Here is a 20,620-nt window from a genome sequence, read left to right as displayed (position 1 = left end):
GGAGGTTTGGAGGGGTTTCCCCTCCATGGGTGGGGGAGTTTGAGGGGGCGGGGCTTTGCCCTGCACCTTCATGGGGTGAGTTTGAGAGGGGCGGCTTGCCCCCCTTTCATAAGCCCTGCCGAGCGGTCGATCCGGTCGGTATGGCTATTACGACAGGGGAAAAGGTGGCGAGCGGCTTCCGCCGCCCGCCACCTCGCTATCGGTATCGGTATCGGAAGTTGCTGACCGGGCGCTCGTAGATCTCGGGGTCGAGTTGCCCCGCGCCATCGGGGCCAATGCTGGCATCGCAGAGATAGGTGGTGAAGCGGATACCTGTCTGGGCAGCGATCTGCCGGAGGATGGGACCAAGGCCGGACAGATGCTTGTCCTCGACGGTCATCCATTCCGGGATCGGGCCATTGCACCACATGGCCGCAACGGGGTGGTGGTATCCGCCGAAGTCCGGGTCACCATCGACGGCATCCAGCAGATGCCAAGGATAGAACCCCCGGCCGCCGGATTCGAGATCGCCCATGCAGTCGCCGAGGGTCTGTTCAAGGGACTCGCGCACCGTCGGATCGCTTTCGTTCCGTAGCCGCCGCTGGACCTTTGCGCCCTCGCGGCAAGTCTTGAGATGGCCGTTGAGGGCAAGAAGCAGCTTTTCATGGAGGGACTGCGAAAAGCGAGTGTCGCACCTGAAGTAGTTCTTGCGCACCCTGGTTCTGATGCGGCCAAGCTTTCTTGAGAGATTGAGGAAATCGAGATCAGACATTTGTTTCTCCTTTCGTTCTGACGGGAGGAGCCTGCACTGTTGCCGCGAGGGGTCAGGGATCGCGTAAGCCGACCGCCAGCGGCGGCGAGTGGTGGAGCCGATTTTCTGACGATGTTCTTGGGCGTCGGCTGAAAATTGGGGGACCGCGAAGTCCTTGACGCCGGAGTGGCTGGTGCATGATCCGAAGTCAGAGAGAGAGGAGCCCGCGGCCCCGACCAGGGGTCGCGACATTATTCAGCGCAACGCCAAAGGGGAGGTTTGGAGGGGTCTCCCCTCCATGGGTAGGGAGTTGGAGGGGGCGGGGCGTAGCCCTGCACCTTCATGGGGCGAGTTTGAGAGGGGCGGCTTGCCCCCTACTCATTCGGGGAGCATCGGACCAAAAAGTGGTTTCCTGTTTTTGGAAATGATCCGATTCTCCGGCAAGGAAATCGGAGCGCCGGGCGCGAAGGCGCATGGCGTTCCGGTGGGGAATCTTGCGCTGAGCCGGCGGGCGCGACCCACCGTAAACATGGAAGGCCCGGCGGCTTGCGCCGCCGGGCCTCTGGCTTCCCGCTCAGAACGGGATGTCATCGTCGTCGATGAACTTGCCGTCGTCGTTCTCGGTCTGCTTCGCCCGGCTCAGGAAATCGACGGTCTCGGCGATGATCTCGCAGCCGTAGCGGTCGTTGCCCTCCGCATCCTTCCACTTCGTGTAGTGGATGCGGCCGCGAACCAGAACCTTCATGCCCGTGTCGCAATACTGCTGGACCGTCTTGCCGAGGCCGTTGAAGCAGGTGATGCGGTGCCATTCCGTGTCCTGAACCCGATAGCCCTTCTCGTCACGGACCACGCGGCCTTCCGAGTATTTGGGGCGCGACGTGGCGAGGCTGAAGTGGGTGATCGAGGTGCCGCCCTGGGTGGTGCGGGTTTCGGGGGCCTGACCGATGTTGCCGGCGAGGATGACGATGTTCTGCATTGTAAGTCTCCGTTGCTCCTCGGAGGGACCATCCCTCCGACGAGACCCGGCCAAGGCCGTCGGGAGACTCCCGCAACTGCCGCCCTTGCGGCAGCTCGCCCCTAAGGCCCGGAGTGGGGCGGGCAGCCGCGCTCGCGCGGCAACACGGTCCGGAGCCGCCGGGGTTGCTGGTGGAAACCGAACGGACTTAGGGGATCAGTCAGTCGGAGGGATTGGTGCCTTCGAGAGCCAATCGGGGACGCGCAGCAGAACTGGCATCCCTGCCGGTAGCAGCAGCGTGCTGGCCCTTGGAACCCGTATCCATGCCACCGGGCATCCCGATCTAACCCACTTCCCCGTCATGTTCACGCCCCGCTGGAAGGCTGTGTGGCCCGTGACGAGAAGGGCTATCGGGTCTGGAGCGCGGAACCGGCATCGCATCACCTGCATCAATGGCACGAGGTCAGGTCCGGCAGTATTGCGGCAAGGGTTTGAAGGTGATTGCGGCTGTGTTCACGAAATGAAGTGGAAGGATGCGGCTGGCCATCGACTGCACGGCGTCAGCGGGATTCACGCCGATGACCGGCTTCCAGAGCCGGGCAAAGCAGGTCGAGAAAGACGGCAGCGTGACCGCGATGACATGATTTCCTATTCTGAGCAGGAAGCCCGGAGCCCGGTGGTCCAGCCGTCGGGTTTCCATGAGACTGCGGGATCGCGCGCGCCGGCTCAGCGCGAGAACACCGACTCGCCGAGCGCGTTCAGATTGATGATGGCCGAGACGCCGATGACCAGGCCGCCCACGCCGCCCAGAAGGTTGAGCGCGAGGGTCGAGTCTATGGCGTTCTTCGTGACGCCATAGACGAGCGCGTAGCCAGCTATGACGGCGGGCACCGCGAAGAGGGCAAGCGCGATGAGGCGAAGAACAGGGTTCTTGGCAAAGCCCAGGACCGCGATCACCAAGACGATGGACAGCAGGGCCGCACCGAGCGCAGCGAAACCGGACATCAGGACGCCGGCTCCCGCGCCCCACGCGTATTGCGCGGCAGTAATGGCCGACATGACGGGCAAAGCGTAGATCGCGAGATTGTAGGCGATCACGCAGGCCGTGATGGTCAAAGAGATGGCGAGCAGGATCAACGTCATGGAAACCTCCAGCGAACGGTTGAGGATCACGACAGGCTGCCGGGAGATGCGCTCCGCCTGCGACTATTCTGCTTCGCCGGTTCTACAAGGATGCTCCAATAGAGGCTCGACCTCGCTTCCTGTCAAGGTTTGGCGGCTGAAAGCCGCCGAACGGCGGCGCTTACGCGCCGCCGTCGAACTTCATGACCGGGATGCCGAGCTTGCGGGCCTTGTCGGCGAGATTCTCCTGAATCCCGGTGCCGGGGAAGACGAGGATGCCGACCGGCAGCACATCCAGCATCGCGTCGTTGCGCTTGAAGGGTGCGGCCTTGCCGTGCTTCGTCCAGTCGGGCCGGAAGGCGACCTGCGGCACCTTGCGGTGGTCTGCCCAGCGGGAGGCGATCAGTTCCGCGCCTTTCGGGGTGCCGCCGTGCAGCAAGACCATCTCCGGGTGCTTGGCATGGACCTGATCGAGCCGCCCCCAGATCAGCCGGTGATCGTTGAAACCGGCGCCGCCGGTCACGGCCACCTTGGGACCGGCAGGCAGCATCACCTCGGTCTCGGCGCGGCGTTTCGCGGCAAGGAAGTCGCGGCTGTCGATCATCGCGGCGGTCAGGTTGCGATGGTTGACCATCGAGCCGCTGCGCGGCCGCCAGGCGCTGCCGGTGTGGTGTTCGAAAGCCTCGGCGGCGAGATCGCGGAAGAGTTCCATGCTGTTGCGCCGTTCGATGAGGGTCTGTCCCTCTGCCGTGAGGCGTTCGAGTTCGACCGACTTCACCTCGCTGCCGTCCTGTTCCCGCTGCATCCGGCGCTGCGCCTGCTCGTTGTCGTCGAGATCGCGTTCCACCCGGCTGGCGGCGCGGTGAAAGAGATTGACCGTCCCCCAGAGCAGCTCTTCGAGATCGGGCTCTAAGCGGGTGTCGCCGAGCGTCGCGACGAGGGCGTCGAAGATGTCGGTGACGGCACTGGCGACGGTATTGCCTTCGGGCAGCGGCCTGGGATCGGGTTCGTCCTGGAAAGGACGCCAGCCGTAGAGCTGGAGTTCGGTGAGGGCGTGATCGGTCTGGGAGGAGGTGTGGACCGGCTCGTCGCCTGCGGAATAGGTTTCGTTCGTCATCGGGAGCGTCCTTTGTCTGGAGACCGCGCCCATCGCGGCCTTCGCAGGCGTCGACGCGCACGGGCGGGACGGGTTGGCAGCCCTCGCCCACTCCGCGAGGGCCTCGATGGCCGGGTTCGGACTATTTTGACTTTCGCGATGCAAAGGCGGGGCTCGTCCCCGCCGGCGGAAAATAGTCCGAAAGCGGCCATTGCCTGCCCGGCCCGTTTGTGCGCCGATCGCCCTCTCAGAAGGCCGTGGGTGCGGGCCTCTCCGACGAAGGATGCGCCTGCCGATGGCCAGCGAACGAAACCGGCAGGCGACGAGTTGGGCCGCGCCTCCGAGAACGATTACATCCTCACCGCTCCATGAAACGGCGGATGTCCTCGGGATGAAGCTGATCCTTCAGGGCCGCCCTGAGGGCATCGGCGCCACGGCGTCGCAGATCATCGTTGAAGTCGCCCTCGACCGGCGTGAGCGTGACCGCCTCGATCCCGAAGCTCGCTGCTCTGGAGGCGAGGCTGTCTCTTGCGCCGTCCCCGGCCGGGTCGCGATCGCGCAGGACATAGAGCCGGCGCAGGGACGGCGGGAACAGGATGGCAGCGAGGTGAGCGGCTGAAAGCGCCGCCAGCATCGGCATGTGGGGCAGAACCTGACGGGGCGACAGCACGGTCTCGATGCCCTCGCCGGCTACGAGAACCTCAGCGGCAGTGTCGAAGCGGACTGCGTGGCCGAGAAGGTCGCCCATCGCCCGCCGCGGTGTTTCGACAGGTGCCTTGCCGGAACCGTCCGGGGCGAGCCAGGTGCGATGCGCGCCGGTCTGGTGGCCGGAGAGATCGGTGACGGCGGCGACGAGTGCCGGCCTGATCTCGGTGGGCGAATGCTCATCGGGCCTGTAATAGCACCGGGGATGGTAGCGCAGCGCGGCGGTGCCCGAGAGGCGGGTGATCGCCCGCCCGCGCAGGTAGATCTCCGCAAGCGTGCCGCCGATCGGCTGCGCCATGGCGAAGAGGCGGCGAGACGCTTCAGGCGAACCGGACGCCACGCTGGACGTGCTGCCGGTCGGCGTCTTCGTCTTCTCCGGTTCGGGATGCGGGAGAGCGAGGAAACGGCGCGCTTCCTCGGCCACGTCCTTGAAGTCGACGAGGCCAAGCGATTGCCGGATGATGTCGAGCAGATCGCCATGCTCCCCAGTGGCCATGTCGGTCCACTTCCCCGCCGCGCCCTTGCCGGATTCAGGCCCGGTGAGGCGGACAAACATGGATCGCCCAGGCGTGTTTTGCACATCGCCGACCAGCCAGTATCGTCCGGCGCGCTGGCCGGACGACAGATAATGGCGGCAGACCGCCTCGGCCTCCCGACCGAGACGGATCGCCAGTTCCGAGACATCGTGACGGGGCATCATGCTGCCTCCCGCTCGCCGATGCGCTCGACCGGCCAGCGGTCGAGAACCTTGCCGAGAACGGCAGGGCCAGTCCCATCGACCGGAACGAACATGCGCAGCTTCCATGAGATGATTTCGTGGAAGAGGCCATAGGCCGAGAGGCGCTGACGCATCATGTCGGTAAAGCCGGAGAGTTCGATCCGGTTCGCGCCCATGACGCGGACCCGCCGAAGCTGAAGGCCCTCGGCGAGATCGAGGATCGTCCGACCTTCCATCAGCGCCGCAAAGGCATCATCCGGCGTGACCGATGCGGTTCCGGTCTTGGTCGCGTTCGCGGCCCAGGCTGGAGAGACCTTCCGGCCGATGATGCGCTCGCCGGCGTCAGACTGGAGCCGATAGACGCGGGTGGAGTCATTGGGCAACCGCTTCCAGATCGGCAGCAACAAGCCCGTGACCATATGCAGGGTGCTGTCGGCAAACTCCGGCACTTCTGCAACCTCGGCCTCCCAAGCCGATGCGAAGACGTCCCGGTCGGCCTCGACCCAATGGGTTTCGCCCATCATTCTGACCGGGACGTTATGGGCCTCCATCGGCCGGATCAGGCGGACGCGGCGCTCGATCTCGCCATCATCCAGCATGACGCTCGTGCTGGGGATCTGCACCGCCGCGCGACCCGAGCGCTCGTTGATCAGCAGCTTCGCACGCGGATCATCGAGTTCGGCCAAGGCGGCGTCGAGCGTCACCGGCCGGTTGCGCTTGCGTTCGGTGATAGTCAGCAGGCTGGTCTCGGCCCCGGTGCGCGGATGGGTGTAGATCACCTGCCGGTCCGCCACCACGAAGCTTTCGGCGCGCAGCGTCTCCAGTCCGGCATCATAGGTGCCCGAGGCGATGGCGCCCTCAATCCGCGCGGTCAGAAGCTGCTCGAAGGCGGTGAACAGCACGCCCTGAAGCTCAATGGTCAGGGCGAGCAAACGGTTGAGAAACGTGGTGATCGCCGGCAAATCATCCTTGATGCCGTTCGAGTCCATCAGCTTCAGCCCCGTTGCGGCCTCGAACCGCTCCAAGCTGCATCCCTCGACCTTGCCCCGCACCAGCAGGAGATAGAGCTGGCGCAGCGCGTCGCGGGCGTAGTGGCTCTCCAGATTGTCTTCCGGGCGGAACAGGCCCTGACCGCCGGTCTGGCGCTGGCCGCGCGTGATCGCACCCAAGGTGTCGAGGCGGCGGGCGATGGTCGAGAGAAATCGCTTCTCGGCTTTCACATTGGTCGAGATCGGCCGGAACAGCGGCGGTTGCGCCTGATTGGTGCGGTGCGTGCGGCCAAGCCCTTGGATGGCGGCATCGGCCTTCCAGCCCGCTTCGAGGAGATAGTGGACGCGCAGCCGGGTGTTCTTCGCCGAGAGTTCGGCGTGGTAGCTGCGCCCGGTGCCGCCGGCGTCGCTGAACACCAGCACACGCTTGCCATCATCCATGAACGCCTGGGTCTCGGCGAGATTGGCCGAACCGGCGCGATTCTCCACGACCAGCCGGTCGATGGTCACGCTGCGCTTGCGAACGATCCGGCGCGAGCGGCCAGTGACCTCGGCCACGGTGTCAGTGCCGAAATGCTGGATGATCTGGTCGAGCGCGCCGGGGACCGGCGGCAGGCTGGCGAGGCTTGCGATCATCTCGTCGCGCCGCGCCACGGCCTCCCGGCTTTCGACTGGCTGGCCGTCGCGATAGACCGGGCGAGACGACAGGTTGCCCTCCGAATCCGTGAACGGCTCGTAGAGCTGGACCGGGAAGGAATGGGCGAGGTAGTCGAGGACATATTCGCGCGGCGACAGGTCCATTTTCAGGTCGCCCCATTCCTCGGTGGGGATCTCGGCGAGCCTCCGTTCCATCAGCGCCTCGCCGGTCGAAACGATCTGGATGACGGAGGAATGGCCCGCCTCCAGATCGCTGGTGATCGAGCGGATCAGCGTCGGGGTTTTCATCGACGTGAGCAGGTGCCCGAAAAAGCGCTGCTTGGCGCTCTCGAAGGCCGAGCGGGCGGCGGATTTGGCCTGCCGGTTCAGCGTGCCGGAGCCGCCGTCGCCGCCGGTGATGTTGGCGGCCTGCATCGCGGCATCCAGGTTGTTGTGGATGATGGCGAAGGCATCGGCGTAGCTGTCGTAGATGCGGATCTGCTCCGGGGTCAGCTCATGGTCGAGCAGCTCGTATTCCACGCCTTTGAATGACAGCGAACGGGCGGTGTAGAGGCCGAGGGCGCGCAGGTCGCGGGCCAGCACCTCCATTGCCGCGACGCCACCGGCCTCGATCGCCTCGACGAATTCCGCCCTGGTCGAGAACGGGAAATCCTCGCCGCCCCAGAGGCCCAGGCGCTGCGCATAGGCGAGGTTGTGGACGGTGGTGGCGCCGGTGGCCGAGACATAGACGACGCGGGCCTGCGGCAGGGCATGCTGGAGGCGCAGCCCGGCGCGACCCTGCTGGCTGGCGGCGACATCACCGCGTTCTCCCTTGCCGCCGGCGGCGTTGGCCATGGCATGCGCCTCGTCGAAGATGATGACCCCATCGAAGTCGGAGCCCAACCATTCGACGATCTGTTTGACGCGCGAAACCCTTTCGCCGCGGTCGTCGGAGCGCAGCGTGGCATAGGTTAAAAATAGGACGCCTTCGCCCAGAGTGATCGGCTTGCCTTGTAGGAAGCGCGACAGCGGCGTGACCAGCAGCCGCTCCATGCCGAGGGCGCTCCAGTCCCTTTGTGCGTCCTCCAGCAGCTTGTCCGACTTCGATATCCAGACCGCCTTACGCCGCCCTTGCATCCAGTTGTCGAGGATGATGGCAGCGGATTCCCGGCCCTTGCCGACACCAGTGCCGTCGCCGACCATGAACCCTTGGCGGAAACGGATGGCACCCTCGGCCTCCTCCGGCGCGGCGGACAGGCTGTCGAGCGTGTCATCGACCGTCCAGGCCCCGGCGAGGAAGCCCGTATGGGCCTCGCCGGCATAGATCACGGTTTCCAGTTGCGCCTCGGACAGCTTGCCGAGAATGTCGGCTGGCAGCATCGGCCGGTAGCTCGGCTTCGGCGGCGCGATGCTCGCCATCGACGCCGATTGCACGAGCTGGGTCGGATGCGCCTGCGCGCCGGCGATGCGGATGGTCTGGAGACCGTATTCCTCATAGATCGCATCGGAGAGGCGGCCGTCTTCGGCCGGTGCCCAATCGACGGTCTCATAGGCGAGCGGCACCCCCTCCGGCTCGGCCAGCGGCGCGGCGGGCGCAGCCCTCGCCGTTCGGTTGACATAGCCGCGCACGGTGCGGGGGACGGCAGGCCGCGCGATCGGCACGGCAACGCCGGGATCGACCGGCAGCCGCGCGGGCAACTGATCCGCCAGCCAGCCCATCAGCGTCGCCACGTCCGGCGCGACTCCGATTGCTGTCGGAAACACCGCAGGGTCGTCGGCGGGCAGCTTGTCGATGACGGTCAGCCGGGTTGGGATCGTGGTGCCATGCTTGGCATAGACCGACCCATCGACTGCGGCGGAAAAGGTGACGCGGCCGCGCTCCTGCAGCCGGGTCCAGGAGGCGGTCCATGCCGGATTGTCGGCGGCGAAGCTCGCCCCGGTGATGGTCACAAGCCGCCCGCCGGGCGCAAGGCGCGCCAGCGCCGAGGCGACATGGCGGAAGGCGGCATCGGCCATGCGGCCCTCGACATTCACCATGACCGAGAACGGCGGGTTCATCAGCACGACGGTCGGGACCAGGCCGGGATCGAGGTGATCGTCGATCTGGGCGGCGTCGAAGCGGGTCACGGAGAGGGCCGGAAAGAGAGAGGAAAGCAGGCCGGCGCGCATCTCGGCGAGTTCGTTGAGGAGCAGCGTGCCGCCGGCGATCTCGGCCAGAATGGCGAGGAGCCCGGTGCCGGCCGAGGGCTCCAGCACCCGGTCGGCAGGAGTGATCGCCGCCGCCGTCACCGCCGCAAAGCCAAGCGGGATCGGGGTGGAGAACTGCTGGAAGGTCTGGGCTTCCTCCGACCGGCGTGTATGCGTCGGCAGGAGCCCGGCGATCTTGCCGAGCTGCGGCAGGATAGCCGCCGATGACCCGGCTCTGCGGAAAAGCGCAGCGCCGTATTTGCGCAGGAAGAGGACGGTCGCCGCCTCGCAGGCATCATAGGCGGTCTTCCAGTTCCAGGCGCCGGTGGCATCGGAAGCGCCGAAGGCCGCTTCCATGGCGCCGCGCAGGGTTGCGGCATCGACACGCTGACCGCGTTCGAGATGCGGCAGCAGGAAACCGGCAGCGGTGAAGGTGGAAGCAGCCGTCTCGGCGTCATGGTCGAGTGGAAGCGGCGCGGCGGCGGAGGCCGCCGCGGAAGCAGAGATCATGTTCATCGGAGATTCCTTGGGAGAGCGGAATAGGACCGAGCCGCACGGCGCTCTCTCTCGACCGCACCGGCTCAAATCCCTTCCGGTCGCTCTCTCCCTCTCAAGCCGTGGCGTAAGCAGGCATGAAACAAGCGCCCGGCCGAGAGGCGGAGCGCTTGTCGGGGTCAGCCAAAACGGCGTCCGGCTTTGGTGAAGGTATATTCGTTGGCGGTGATGGTCTCATCCACCGCCTCACCCGAGGAGAGGTAGTCGTATTCGCGCTCAAGCTGGCGGTAGAGCCAACGGGCCAGATCGCGCAGCGCCTCAATCACGATCTCCTCGGCATCGGCGGTCATGTCCTGATATGTCTGGCTGTCGCGTTCGACGGAAATCGCCATGCAATACTCATGGTAGTAGCGACCACGATGGCTGGCCTCGGCGCGAAGCTGGTAGAAATTGCGTCGCTGGATTGCCTGAAGGGCATCGGCGATACCGTGCAGGGCCGTATCCTGCGGTGCATGGGATCGAATCTCGGCCGAGGCGTTCTTCCCATAGGAGTAGAACCCTTCCCAACAAGCGCCATCGCCTTGTGACCAGAAGCCTGAGAAGAAGATGCGCGGCTCCCGCCGCGAGCCGCCGCCATACAGGCGCACGGTGCGGGTCTTGAAGCGGATGCCGAGGATTTCCGCGATCCGCTGGAAATCCTCATAGACCGCATCATACCAGTCGTAGTCGAACCCGCCTTCGCGATACCAGGCGCGGGCCTTGTCCTTCGCCGTGTCGGAAAGCTCGTCGAGCCGATAGACCGTGGTTTCGATGATCTCAGGCATAGGGATCACCTCCGTCCAGGACGATCTCCAGCCAGCTGCCGCTATAGATCCAGTCCACGGTCTCGCCGGTGGCGAGATCGAGGGCATGCGCGCCACCACCGAAGGCGTTGACCCTGGCTTGCGAGCAGGCGGTCGCATACTGGAAGCCCCAGAGGCCCGACAGGCCGAACGCGGCCGCGCAGCGTTTTACGAACTGGATCACATGCTCGGGATCGCCGGTCTCATCGTCGCGCATCCAGAGCTGGGTGCCGCCATGCTCAGGCTGGATCGACAGAATGAATCCTTCCGAGGGAGGGTCTTCGGCAGCGTTTTCCTCTGAAAGTGCGTTGTAGAGGTCGAGCGCGCGGGCGGCGTTTTCCGGGGTGCCTACGTCGAGCAGGCAGGAGAAATGGGTGAAATAGTTAGCCATGTCGGACTCCTGAAACGAGAAAGCCCGGCGCGCGGCCGGGCGAAGATGTGGAAGAAGGTGTCAGGCGGCCTGGGGCAGATGGAGAAGCTCCGCCGCGGTCTCGCGCCAGTAGGGATCGACCAGTCGGGCCTCGAGCAGGCTGGCGCGATAACGATGATCGCGGGCTGCGCTGTGATCGACCCGACCGGAGGCGGCGAAGGCCAGCCCGCGCAAGCGGCTGGCTTCGGTGATGATGCGGCGGGCCTCCACGTCGGAGACGACGGGCTGCTGCCAGAGGACGATTCCTGCCCGGATCTCGCCACCGAGAACCAGGCCGAGATCGCCGTCCTGAATGACGACGATACGCGGGTGAAAGCGCAGCGTGTCGTCCGCGCTGACACGAATGTCGCCGCGCGCGACGCGCTGGCTGGCAAGGATCATGGCTTCTTCGGCGGATGCGGATTGACCGATGACGACCGTGCGGTCGAATTCATCGGCCTCGTCGAGGCCCTCGTAACCGGCCGTGCCCATGCAGGAGAGGCGCAACGGCAGCTTTTGGGCGTAGCGCAGCCGGGGCAACACCTCGCGCGTGATGACGTCGCCGACCAGGGTAAAACCGGGGTGGTGGGAAAGGGTCATGGGGTTTGCTCCACGACGGGCGGCGGAAGCCTCTCTTCCACCTGCAACCCGTCACGGCCAACCGACCCACCCTCTCACTCTCCTGTTGTCGGGGTGGATCAGCACCACGGTTCGCGGCGTCCCGCCCAGGTTCGGGCCAGTCCCTCGCTGACGAGAATGTCTCCGACGTCTCGTCCCTCGACGCGGATCGCCGCCAGGGTCCGGCCATAGCGGTCGGTTCCCTGGTGCAGGATTTCGATCCGCTGGCCTTTCAGAAGCTCGGCCAGCCTGATCTTCGATTGCAGCGCGAGGTCGGTTTCATACGCGCATTGCCCCTCGATCTCGGGGGCGTCGATGTTGAAGATCCGGACGGCCTCAGATTGCCGCGTCGTGCCCAAGCGAATGGAATCGCCGTCCCAGACGCGGATTTCGGCCGGTTCGCATGACGCCGTGCAGAGCAGAATGGAAACGACAATATGGCTGAGCATGGCGAATGGCTTTCATCTTGATGGAGCGAAATCGGCGTGATCGCCGACGGTTCTTTCCGATGCGGGTCGAGATCGCAATGCCGTCCGGCACGCAAGCGGCAATCGGCGGCGATTGTCGGGAGAAGGCCCGACTGCGCTTGGGCACCGGGCCTTGGGAGTGAGGCGCTTTCGCGCCTCAGCTCCACGGATCGAGTTCCAGCTTCACCATCTCCTCGTCGCCGTCGAACTCGTCGGCCGGCATGGCGGAGTGGGTTCCATCTCCGGCCTGAAACACGACGATGGAAACCATCAGCGTGGTGGCGAGGCTGGCGGCGAAGGCGGTGGCATCTGCATAGGACATGGGTTCCGGCTCCTGTCTTGGGAGGCGGGGGACCATCCCCCGCGCGACAGGCGCCCGAAGTGTCCGACCGGATCTGCAATCACCCTCGCGCGTTCGGCTCGTCCGAATCCGCGAGGGCGGCACGCTCGCGTAAGCCGACCCCTCGTGGGTTGATTGACAAAGAGACGGTCGGACCAAGGTTCGCGAATGGAAGCGGGGGTGGTGCTTCGCCTCTGACAGGATGCCGGGAATCCCGTCATAGATGCCCCGCCGCGCCAGCCTCGTTGCCGGGCTGATCTTCAGGATGTGTTTCAGGCTGGAGATGGAATCCGCTGTCCCGCTGCGAGAAGCTGACGGCGCAATGGTGACGCTGGACCTCGATCCGTCGCTGGCTGCGCGGCGATACCCCGATGGCCCGGTCTGCGCCAGGCACAGGCGTAAGGGCTGCTCAGTCCCATAGCCCATCGGCGATCTCGCGGGCGATAATTGCCCGAGCCTCCATCATCACGTCGTCGCCGGACGTGTCGATATGACCGTAGAACCGTGTCCGGGCGCCGTGCGCGCTCCAGTCCGCATAGCGGCAATATTCGCACCTATCGAGCCGGAAGGCGCGCATGTCCTCGGCCCAATGAGGCTTCGGCTCCACGAAGACGGTGACGCCGCCGCGCGTTTCCTCCCACGGAAGCGATCGCTCCATGGGAGGGTTGCGGCGGTCGTCAGCGAAGATTTCATCAACCGTCATGATCATGCGCCACCACCATCGGCGCTTGGAACGGGGCTGTCCGGATCGGTGGAATCAGGAGGATCGCGTTTGATTTCACACGCCTTCGTCCAAAAGAACTCGTCGCGCTCCAACATGCGCTCGAAATACACGTCGCCGATCTGGTCGTCGGGCGGCAGATCGTCATCGAAGGCGTCAGTCCACCATTCTTTGGCGATCTCTGTGCGCCAGTGCATCGCCTCTTCGCTGTCGAGAAAAGCGCGCACATCGGTTCCATAGCGATGTTCATAAAGGGCGACATGAACAGTCTGAGGAATGGGCTGGCCGGGGTTGGGATGGTTGTCGGATGGCATGATCCTGTCTCCTGAAAAAAAAGGCCCGGCCGGGGCCGAGCCTATATGGGGTGGGGAGTAAGCGGGGCGACCGAGACCGCCCCGCTGGTGCGCGTCACTCGGCGGCGACCAAGGCCACCGGATCGTCGGCGGCATCGGCCGCGTTCTCATCGTCACCGGCGAGGAAATCGGGCAACGCCATGCCATTCTCGTCCTGATCGGCTGAGCCATCCACGGCCTGCGCGTCCACGGTGGGGCGCAGCGGCTCCGGCAGCCAGCCGGTATCGGCCAGAAGCCGCTCGGCCTCCTTCGCCATGTCGCCCTTCTTGAGATGCGCGATGAGATCGGCCGCGCGATCGCCGGCGCCTTCACGCACCGCTTCGAGGATGCGAGTCTTGGTCACGCGGCCGAGGTAGTTCTCGACCGTGGGTTTCCAGCCGGCTTCGACAAGATCGAGGCCGGTGGCCTGCGCCAGCCGTTCGGCCTCGGCCATGCGGCGGTCGAGACCGTGCTGCGAGATGCCATTCCCCGAATAGGGGTTCGGCCGCTCATAGAGCGCGTTGACGCCGAAGCTGACGCAATGGGCGAGCAGCGCCAGGCGGCTGGCATCGTCGAGGCCGTCGATCCAGCCCCAGAGCCTGTCGTCATCACCGGAGGGAATGTCGCCCCGCCAGGCGTCCGCGCGTTCGTCGATCATCTTCGCGGCGGCACTGTCCGCGAGCCCGGTCGCATCGGCCGGGAGATAGATGTGACGCACGGCGGCATAAAGGCTCGTTCCCGAGGTGGACGTGCGCTCGAAGGTATCGAGAACCAGCTTGTGCAGCAGGGCCGTCATGGCGACGTGCGGATTCTCGGCGAGCGCATTGCGCAGCGCCAGCGTCCGCCATGCGGTCAGGTCCGTCACCAGCCGCTCGGGCAGCGGTTTGACAGCATCGTCCTCTTCCTCGTCGGCGTCCGGGACCGGCTCGCCGCCGACAGTGATGACGGCGCGCTGCACGGCATCAGGGTCGGACGGGTCCGCGCCCTCTCCGGCATCCTCGCCATCGACCGTCTCGGGTTGCTCATCCTCGCGGCGGACGTAGCCGCTGCTGACGATCAACTCGCCCTCGCGGCCGATACTGACGAAAACACCGGCACGGGCGATGTCTTCCGGCGCGAAGGTGACGGGCCGGTTCTCGAAGGCTTCCAGCTCGGCCTCGATCTCCCCGAGACGCTGATCGGCCTCATCGGGGAGGTCGTCGGCTTCGGCATACTTGGCTTCGAGTTCGTCATACTCGTCGCGCAGCGCCTCGCGCGTGGCGCGCTCCTCTTCGGTCAGTTCCTGGGTCACACCGGCCAGCTTGCGCAGGCCGTTGGTGTGGCCGTAGGGCAGCTCGACCGCCGCGTCGATCCACTTCCAGCCTTGACCGGCGATCTCGTCGGCAATGGCGCGCAGCTTCTCGTCGACCAGGCGGTCGAGGAGCGTGACGTCCTGCAACCAGCCGCCGTTTTCCTCGGAGAAGAGGTCGCGCAGCACCGGGCCGCCCGCTGTCTCATAGGCTTCGACGCCGATAAAGCGGGCGCGCTTATCGGCGGCCGGAACCGTGGTCTCGGTCAGCATATTGCGGATCTGCCAGGGCTCCTTCTGCCACGACGTGCTGATGCGCTCCCAGACCTGATGCTGGCGCTCGTGGTCGGGGTTGACGGTGAAGGCTTCCAGCATCGCCAGCGTCATCTCGTTGCGCGCATAGGCATCGTGTAGTGTCGGCGCGACGGTGGCGAGGCGCAGACGCTGCATGATGTAGCGCGGCGTGGTCCGCCAGGCGTCGGCGATCTCCTCCTTCGACATGCCCATGTCGAACATCCGCTTGAACGCCTTGAACTGGTCGAGCGGATGCAGGGCGAGGCGCAGCAGGTTCTCGGCCAGCGAGTCGTCGACGGCCGAGGTCTTGGCGTCGGCCTTCTTGACGATGCAAGGCACAAGCCCTTCGGCCGGGAAGCGACCGGCTTCCACAAGGCGCGCGATGGACCTGTAGCGGCGGCCGCCTGCGGGTGTCTCGAAATCGCCGGTCTCATTGCCGTCCTCGTCGAATACGGCGCGGACATTGAGACCTTGCACGAGATCTTCCCGCCGGTCGATGTCATGGGTCAGGTCGTCCAGGCCGGCCTCCACGTCGATCTCGCGGACGTTGCTATCCGACAGTCGGATGCGGTTGAACGGAATATCGCGCGCCCGCGAGAACTCGATCATCTGAAGGGCGGGCTTCTTTTTCTTGGCAGCTCGGGCCATGGTGGTCATCTCCGCGACGGGCGGTCGTGAGCCTCTCTCTCGACCTCCAACCCGTCACGAAGCGAAGCGCCGCCCTCTTACTCTAAGAGGGCAGCGCTGTCGCAAGGACACGGGCTATTCAGCTTTGGAACAGCTCGTCAGTCGGCCTCGGCAACATTCGCGTTCGGGTATTCCCGCCGGTCGAAGACCGTGGCGGGGCCATGATCAGCGTGTTGAAGGGCGCCCTCTATGAAGAAGTGCTGCGGATCGAACCCTTGGTAGAAGGCATCGACCGCGGCATCCTCATCCTCTGCTTCGACCTCCTGGACGAAGCAGACCCACATCGCCCGCCGCTGGCGGACGAAGTAGCGGTTCATGGCGGGGACGCACTCGAATACCTCGTTGATGTCGCCGTCCGTCGCGGCGGCTTCAAACTGCTCGACGGCATGATTCCGGTCCGCGGCCTTGCACAGCCAGAACTCGTTCTCGGCGCCATGGCAGATGAGGAAGGTTTTCAGGGGCGTGGGTGACTGAATAGCAGGCATCTGCGTTCTCCGTGGCGGGCCGCCGGGAGCCTCTCTCCCGGCACCCAACCCGCCACGACCCAAAGCGCCGCCCTCTGTCTCCAGAAGGGCGGCGCTGCGAGCCGGAAAATCGCAAAGCCGGAAATCCGGCTATGTGCATCGGCGAGTTTCAGCAGTCACACCCCGCACATGCCCTCGCATTCGTTCGGCCAGAGGTCGAGCTGGCCATGATCGGCGGCTGTCGAAAGATCGGCCAGATCGAGCGGGACGGCGGAACGGTGAAGATAGACCTCGCCGCGAATGCCCCGGAAGCCCGTGCGGATGGCGGCATCGACCGACACGGCATCGGTCCACCCTTCGGGATCGTGGTCACGCATATGCCGCCAATAGGCATTGGAATGGAACGGGCAGCCGATGCAGGCGCTCTTGGGCGGGAGAGGATAGCCATGCCGCTCCAGCCAGCGCAGGCAGTCCTGGCGGGTCATGCCCCGTTCGATCAGGGGCCAGCGGTTGACCTGCCAGTCCTCAAACGAGGGCTTCATGCGCAACGCCTCGTCGAGAGAAATCCCGATCCATTGCTCGGCGACTGGCGATCCGGGCGAGCGGCGCCCCGCAATGCCAAGGAGTTCGCGCACCTTCCGCCGGATTGGGGTGATCTTGTAGTCCTTGGTGCATTGGCGGCGGATCATGCCAATGCTGATCCGCTCACCTGCCAGGACGCGGGAACCGACAATGACGGGTTCGCCGTTCTCGTCTTCATCATAGACGGGTAGTTCAGTCCCAGCGGGCGCGACCGTGCGTGTGAAGGCGGGGATCGAGGCCCACCGCTCGCCGCGTGCGCCGGTGAGCAGATCGGCGCGGATATCCCCGGCCGAGACGATATGGATGGGGAATGGCAGGACATTCGGCGATCCCAGCCAGGCAAGATGCTCATAGACCGCGTTCGGCTCCCAGCCGGTGTCCGCGAAGATCGCGCAATCCGGCATCGGGCCGATCTCGCCATGGGCAGCCATGAGGGCGAGCGTGGTCGACTGGACGCCGGCGCCGAGGCTGAGGACACGCAGGCGGATCTCGGCCGCCTGCGCAGGATCGGGGATCGAGCCGGGAAAGGCGAGCGCGTTCATCATGCTGCCTCCCGCTCATCGTCGGCCGCACCGAGCCCGTCCGCATCTGGCAGGAAGGACAAAATCCAGTCGGCCGCTTTGCTCGCCTGCGAGGCAGCGCGGACGACGGCCCGGTTGTCCTCGCGCAGCACTTCGAGCCAGGAGGCGATGTAATCCGCATGGCGGACGGTCGGCACAATGCCGAGGGAGGCACAGCAGAAGGCGGCCGAGATTTCCGCCACCAGCTCCTCGAAAGCGTATTTCCTGGTGCCGAAGGAACCGGAAAAATCGCGGTTCAGCCGGGACGCATGGCCTGTCGCATGACCCAGCTCATGCAGGGCCGTCCGGTGCCAGTTGATCGGCTCGAAATAGGCTTGCGGCGGCGGAACGACCACATGGTCGAGGGCCGGGACGTAGTAGGCGCGGTCGCCGCCGATGCGGAAGTCGATGCCGGTCGCCTTGATGAGCGCCTCGACCCTCGGCTCGACCAGTCCGGATGGCGGAGGCGGCATGGCCACGGCAATGTCCTCGGGCAGGCCCTCGCACTGCGCGGTGTTGAACACCGTGAACCGCTTCAGGAACGGGATCTTCCCCGGTTCCTCGCCGGTCTCTCGCGCCCGCCGCTTCTCGTCCTCGGGCGTGAAGCGATCGGCATAGACGACGGTTGTGCCGCACTCGCCCTTGCGGACATTGCCGCCGAGCGAAAGCGCCTGGCGGAAGGTGAGCCAGCCCTGTCCGGGGAAGCCGTGCTGGACGACGGCGCCCCACAGGATGAGGATATTGATGCCGCTATAGGCGCGGCCGGTGCTGGCGTTCTGCGGCAGGCCGAGCGGGGCCTGGGCCGTGGCCTTGCCCCAGGGCTGGACCCAAGGAAAGCGCCCGGCCTCAAGCTCGGCGATGATCTTGTCGGTGATCTCGTCGTAAAGGTTCGCCCGATCCGCGCCGGAACGGGGGGTATGGTCGTATCTGGACATCGCGGTTCTCCGCGACGGGCGCCGGAGACCTCTTCTCCAGCCCTCAACCCGTCACGGCAAACCCCGTCTGCACTCTCACTCTAAAGCGGCGCTGCCGCCGATCACGGCGGCGCGGTGCCGTGCCCAACCGCAAGTTCGTCCGTGGTCGGCGGTTCGAACATCTTCGACCAAGCGAGAAGATCGTTCGGATCGACAGCCGCATCGGCAGGCGCATCGCGGTTGCGGGCGATGATCCGACGCTGCAACTCCTCGACGGGGACGTCGAGATAGTGAAGCCGGGTCTCGCAGCCGAGCGACTGCGCAACCGCCCGGTAGGAATCGCGCTCCTCTCTTGACCAGAAGCCGTTCTCCAGAATGACGTCGTTTCCGGCGGCCAGAAGGCGTTGGGCCAGACGCCATTGCAACTGCTCGACACGCGCGCGGCCGCCCTCGTCGTAGAGCTGGAATCCGAGCGTGGACATCCATTCATCGGGAGAGAGGCGAAGCCCCTTTCCCTGATTCTCAAGCTGCCGTGCCAATGTGGTCTTGCCCGAGCCGGGAAGCCCACAGATGAGATGAAGTATAGGCATTGGGACAGTGTATCGCGAGGCGAGCGCGTCCACCACATCACTGAGTCCGGCTGAGACCTACCCAGGGGGCGTTGCGGGGTCTCCCCGCAGAAGGGGGTGTGCCGGCAACGCAGTGCCGGCCAGGGGGAAGGCTTTCCCCCGCAAGAACCGACAACCGCAAAAGCGTAGAAGTGCAAGTAAGCAATACCTGACTTCACCTGCCGCTATAGCCAAACGAGCAACCTGCTTTCGACGTTCGACCATCTTGGTATATCCCCTACAGGGGGATAGGATATGACGATGACCAAGCCATCCCAAACTCACCAATCCCACCCGGAGATCGTCAAGCGGCTGAAGCGCGCCGATGGTCATCTTCGCGGCGTCATCGAGATGATCGAGGGCGGGCGGCCGTGCCTCGACATCGCCCAGCAGCTCCATGCCGTCGAGAAGGCTATCGCCCAGGCCAAGAAGACACTGATTCAGGATCACCTCGACCATTGCCTCGAAGAAGTGGTCGGGCCGCTCGGGCGTGATCGGCGGCAGTCGATCGACGAGTTCAAGGAAATAGCGAAGTATCTGTGATGTTGGCGATCCTCGAAAACCGGACCTATCGCCACCTCTTTCTGGCACAGGTCATCGCACTGGTGGGAACCGGCCTTGCGACGGTGGCGCTGGGCCTGCTGGCTTTCGAACTGGCGGGGGCGGAGGCCGGCGCGGTGCTGGGGACCGCGCTCGCCATCAAGATGATCGCCTATGTCGGTGTCGCGCCGGTCGCATCGGCATTCGCCGAGCGTGTGCCGCGGCGCGCCATGCTGGTGGCGCTCGATCTCGTCCGCGCCGCCGTTGCCGTTTTCCTGCCTTTCGTCACCGAGATTTGGCAGGTCTATGTTCTGATCTTCGTGCTGCAATCGGCCTCGGCCGCCTTCACGCCGACCTTCCAGGCGACGATCCCCGACATCCTGCCGGACGAGAAGGAATACACGCGCGCGCTGTCGCTCTCCCGGCTGGCCTACGATCTGGAAAGCGTCGTCAGTCCGATGCTGGCGGCGGCACTTCTCGCCTTCATCTCGTTCCATAGCCTATTCGCCGGCACGGTGATCGGCTTCCTCGTCTCGGCGGCTCTGGTGATCTCGGTCGTCCTGCCGAGTCCGAAACCGTCGAAACCTCGTGGTATCTACGACCGCACGACGCGCGGCATCCGCATCTATCTGGCGACGCCGCGCCTGCGCGGGCTGCTGGCGATCAACCTCGCAGTCGCCTCGGCGGGCGCGCTGGTGATCGTGAATACGGTCGTTTACGTGCAGGCTGTCTATGGCCTCGACAACCAGGCGATGGCCCTGGCCCTCGCGGCGTTCGGTGGCGGCTCGATGGTCGCGGCGCTTGCGCTGCCGAAGCTGCTGGACTCGATTCCAGATCGAACGGCGATGCTCGGTGGCGCATCGCTGCTGGCGGTGGGAACACTGGCGGCGGCGGCGCTGCCGGGCTACGGCTGGCTGTTGCCGCTGTGGTTCCTGCTCGGTGTCGGCTATTCCACGGCACAGACGCCATCCGGCCGGCTGCTCCGGCGCTCGGCCAATCCCGAAGACCGGCCGGCGCTGTTCGCCGCGCAGTTCGCGCTTTCCCATGCCTGCTGGCTGATCGCCTATCCGCTTGCCGGGTGGGCCGGCGCGACGCTCGGCCTGCCGATGACGGCGATCATTCTGGCCGCGCTGGCCGCTGTCGCGATCGGCATCGGCTTCGCCGTCTGGCCTGCCGACGATCCAGAGGTGCTTGAACACGGTCATGCCGATCTGTCGGCCGACCATCCGCATCTCGCAGAAGCTGGGCATGGTCGACGCCATGCCCATGCCTATGTGATCGACGACATGCACGCGGCTTGGCCGCGTGAGCGCTGATCGCG

20 protein-coding genes are annotated in these 20,620 nt (G+C 65.4%); 2 read left to right on the top strand and 18 right to left on the bottom strand.

Annotation, left to right across the window (positions count from 1 at the left end; genetic code table 11):
- Positions 1–196: 196 nt before the first annotated feature.
- The 18 genes from ACFOM8_RS08545 to ACFOM8_RS08460 all read right to left on the bottom strand — a co-directional run bounded on the left by ACFOM8_RS08545 (position 197) and on the right by ACFOM8_RS08460 (position 18,741).
- Positions 197–751, bottom strand: a complete 555-nt coding sequence (locus ACFOM8_RS08545; RefSeq protein WP_080620485.1) for a hypothetical protein — start codon at positions 749–751, stop codon at positions 197–199.
- 553 nt (positions 752–1,304) lie between these two features.
- Positions 1,305–1,706, bottom strand: a complete 402-nt coding sequence (locus tag ACFOM8_RS08540; RefSeq protein ID WP_080620484.1) for a single-stranded DNA-binding protein — start codon at positions 1,704–1,706, stop codon at positions 1,305–1,307.
- 705 nt (positions 1,707–2,411) lie between these two features.
- On the bottom strand, positions 2,412–2,828 hold the full coding sequence (locus ACFOM8_RS08535; RefSeq protein WP_080622747.1) for a hypothetical protein: 417 nt from the start codon (positions 2,826–2,828) through the stop codon (positions 2,412–2,414).
- A gap of 160 nt (positions 2,829–2,988) precedes the next feature.
- Positions 2,989–3,924, bottom strand: coding sequence for a DUF2493 domain-containing protein (locus ACFOM8_RS08530; RefSeq protein WP_080620483.1), 936 nt, complete (start codon positions 3,922–3,924; stop codon positions 2,989–2,991).
- A gap of 337 nt (positions 3,925–4,261) precedes the next feature.
- Positions 4,262–5,305 (bottom strand): DUF7146 domain-containing protein, encoded by a 1,044-nt coding sequence (locus tag ACFOM8_RS08525; RefSeq protein ID WP_080620482.1) that lies wholly within the window; start codon positions 5,303–5,305, stop codon positions 4,262–4,264.
- Positions 5,305–9,654: a strawberry notch family protein gene (locus tag ACFOM8_RS08520; protein WP_080620481.1), complete on the bottom strand. Its 4,350-nt coding sequence runs from the start codon at positions 9,652–9,654 to the stop codon at positions 5,305–5,307. The genes ACFOM8_RS08525 and ACFOM8_RS08520 overlap by 1 nt, the downstream gene beginning before the upstream one ends.
- 158 nt (positions 9,655–9,812) lie before the next feature.
- On the bottom strand, positions 9,813–10,457 hold the full coding sequence (locus ACFOM8_RS08515; RefSeq protein ID WP_080620480.1) for an antitoxin of toxin-antitoxin stability system: 645 nt from the start codon (positions 10,455–10,457) through the stop codon (positions 9,813–9,815).
- Positions 10,450–10,866, bottom strand: coding sequence for a hypothetical protein (locus tag ACFOM8_RS08510; RefSeq protein ID WP_080620479.1), 417 nt, complete (start codon positions 10,864–10,866; stop codon positions 10,450–10,452). The genes ACFOM8_RS08515 and ACFOM8_RS08510 overlap by 8 nt, the downstream gene beginning before the upstream one ends.
- A gap of 60 nt (positions 10,867–10,926) precedes the next feature.
- Entirely contained in the window at positions 10,927–11,484 is a 558-nt protein-coding gene (locus tag ACFOM8_RS08505; protein ID WP_080620478.1) for a hypothetical protein, read from the bottom strand.
- A gap of 98 nt (positions 11,485–11,582) precedes the next feature.
- Positions 11,583–11,951 carry a thermonuclease family protein gene (locus ACFOM8_RS08500; RefSeq protein ID WP_080620477.1) on the bottom strand — a complete coding sequence of 123 codons (369 nt, stop codon included), beginning with the start codon at positions 11,949–11,951 and terminating at the stop codon, positions 11,583–11,585.
- 175 nt (positions 11,952–12,126) lie between these two features.
- Positions 12,127–12,291, bottom strand: coding sequence for a hypothetical protein (locus ACFOM8_RS08495; protein ID WP_164871400.1), 165 nt, complete (start codon positions 12,289–12,291; stop codon positions 12,127–12,129).
- Between the two features lie 427 nt (positions 12,292–12,718).
- Complete coding sequence (locus tag ACFOM8_RS08490; RefSeq protein ID WP_080620475.1) at positions 12,719–13,018, bottom strand: hypothetical protein; 300 nt, start codon at positions 13,016–13,018, stop codon at positions 12,719–12,721.
- Positions 13,015–13,344 carry a hypothetical protein gene (locus tag ACFOM8_RS08485; RefSeq protein ID WP_080620474.1) on the bottom strand — a complete coding sequence of 110 codons (330 nt, stop codon included), beginning with the start codon at positions 13,342–13,344 and terminating at the stop codon, positions 13,015–13,017. The genes ACFOM8_RS08490 and ACFOM8_RS08485 overlap by 4 nt, the downstream gene beginning before the upstream one ends.
- A gap of 94 nt (positions 13,345–13,438) precedes the next feature.
- The gene (locus ACFOM8_RS08480; RefSeq protein WP_080622746.1) at positions 13,439–15,592 is read right to left on the bottom strand and encodes a ParB/RepB/Spo0J family partition protein; all 2,154 of its coding nucleotides are present in this window, start codon (positions 15,590–15,592) and stop codon (positions 13,439–13,441) included.
- A gap of 137 nt (positions 15,593–15,729) precedes the next feature.
- Complete coding sequence (locus ACFOM8_RS08475; protein ID WP_080620473.1) at positions 15,730–16,116, bottom strand: hypothetical protein; 387 nt, start codon at positions 16,114–16,116, stop codon at positions 15,730–15,732.
- Positions 16,117–16,271: 155 nt separating this feature from the next.
- Positions 16,272–17,222, bottom strand: a complete 951-nt coding sequence (locus ACFOM8_RS08470; RefSeq protein WP_230382924.1) for a hypothetical protein — start codon at positions 17,220–17,222, stop codon at positions 16,272–16,274.
- Positions 17,219–18,172 (bottom strand): ArdC family protein, encoded by a 954-nt coding sequence (locus ACFOM8_RS08465; protein ID WP_080620472.1) that lies wholly within the window; start codon positions 18,170–18,172, stop codon positions 17,219–17,221. The genes ACFOM8_RS08470 and ACFOM8_RS08465 overlap by 4 nt, the downstream gene beginning before the upstream one ends.
- 101 nt (positions 18,173–18,273) lie before the next feature.
- On the bottom strand, positions 18,274–18,741 hold the full coding sequence (locus ACFOM8_RS08460) for an AAA family ATPase (protein WP_080622744.1): 468 nt from the start codon (positions 18,739–18,741) through the stop codon (positions 18,274–18,276).
- Positions 18,742–19,020: 279 nt separating this feature from the next.
- Between ACFOM8_RS08460 and ACFOM8_RS08455 the strand changes: the two genes are divergently transcribed.
- Both ACFOM8_RS08455 and ACFOM8_RS08450 read left to right on the top strand, forming a co-directional pair.
- On the top strand, positions 19,021–19,302 hold the full coding sequence (locus ACFOM8_RS08455) for a metal-sensing transcriptional repressor (RefSeq protein WP_080622743.1): 282 nt from the start codon (positions 19,021–19,023) through the stop codon (positions 19,300–19,302).
- Positions 19,302–20,615, top strand: coding sequence for an MFS transporter (locus ACFOM8_RS08450; protein ID WP_080620471.1), 1,314 nt, complete (start codon positions 19,302–19,304; stop codon positions 20,613–20,615). The genes ACFOM8_RS08455 and ACFOM8_RS08450 overlap by 1 nt, the downstream gene beginning before the upstream one ends.
- The last annotated feature ends 5 nt before the right edge of the window (positions 20,616–20,620 follow it).

It is taken from the genome of Paracoccus angustae, assembly GCF_042648745.1.
Lineage (GTDB): Bacteria > Pseudomonadota > Alphaproteobacteria > Rhodobacterales > Rhodobacteraceae > Paracoccus > Paracoccus angustae.
Note: the sequence above shows the minus strand (reverse complement) of the source record. Positions and strands in the feature narration are given on the sequence as shown.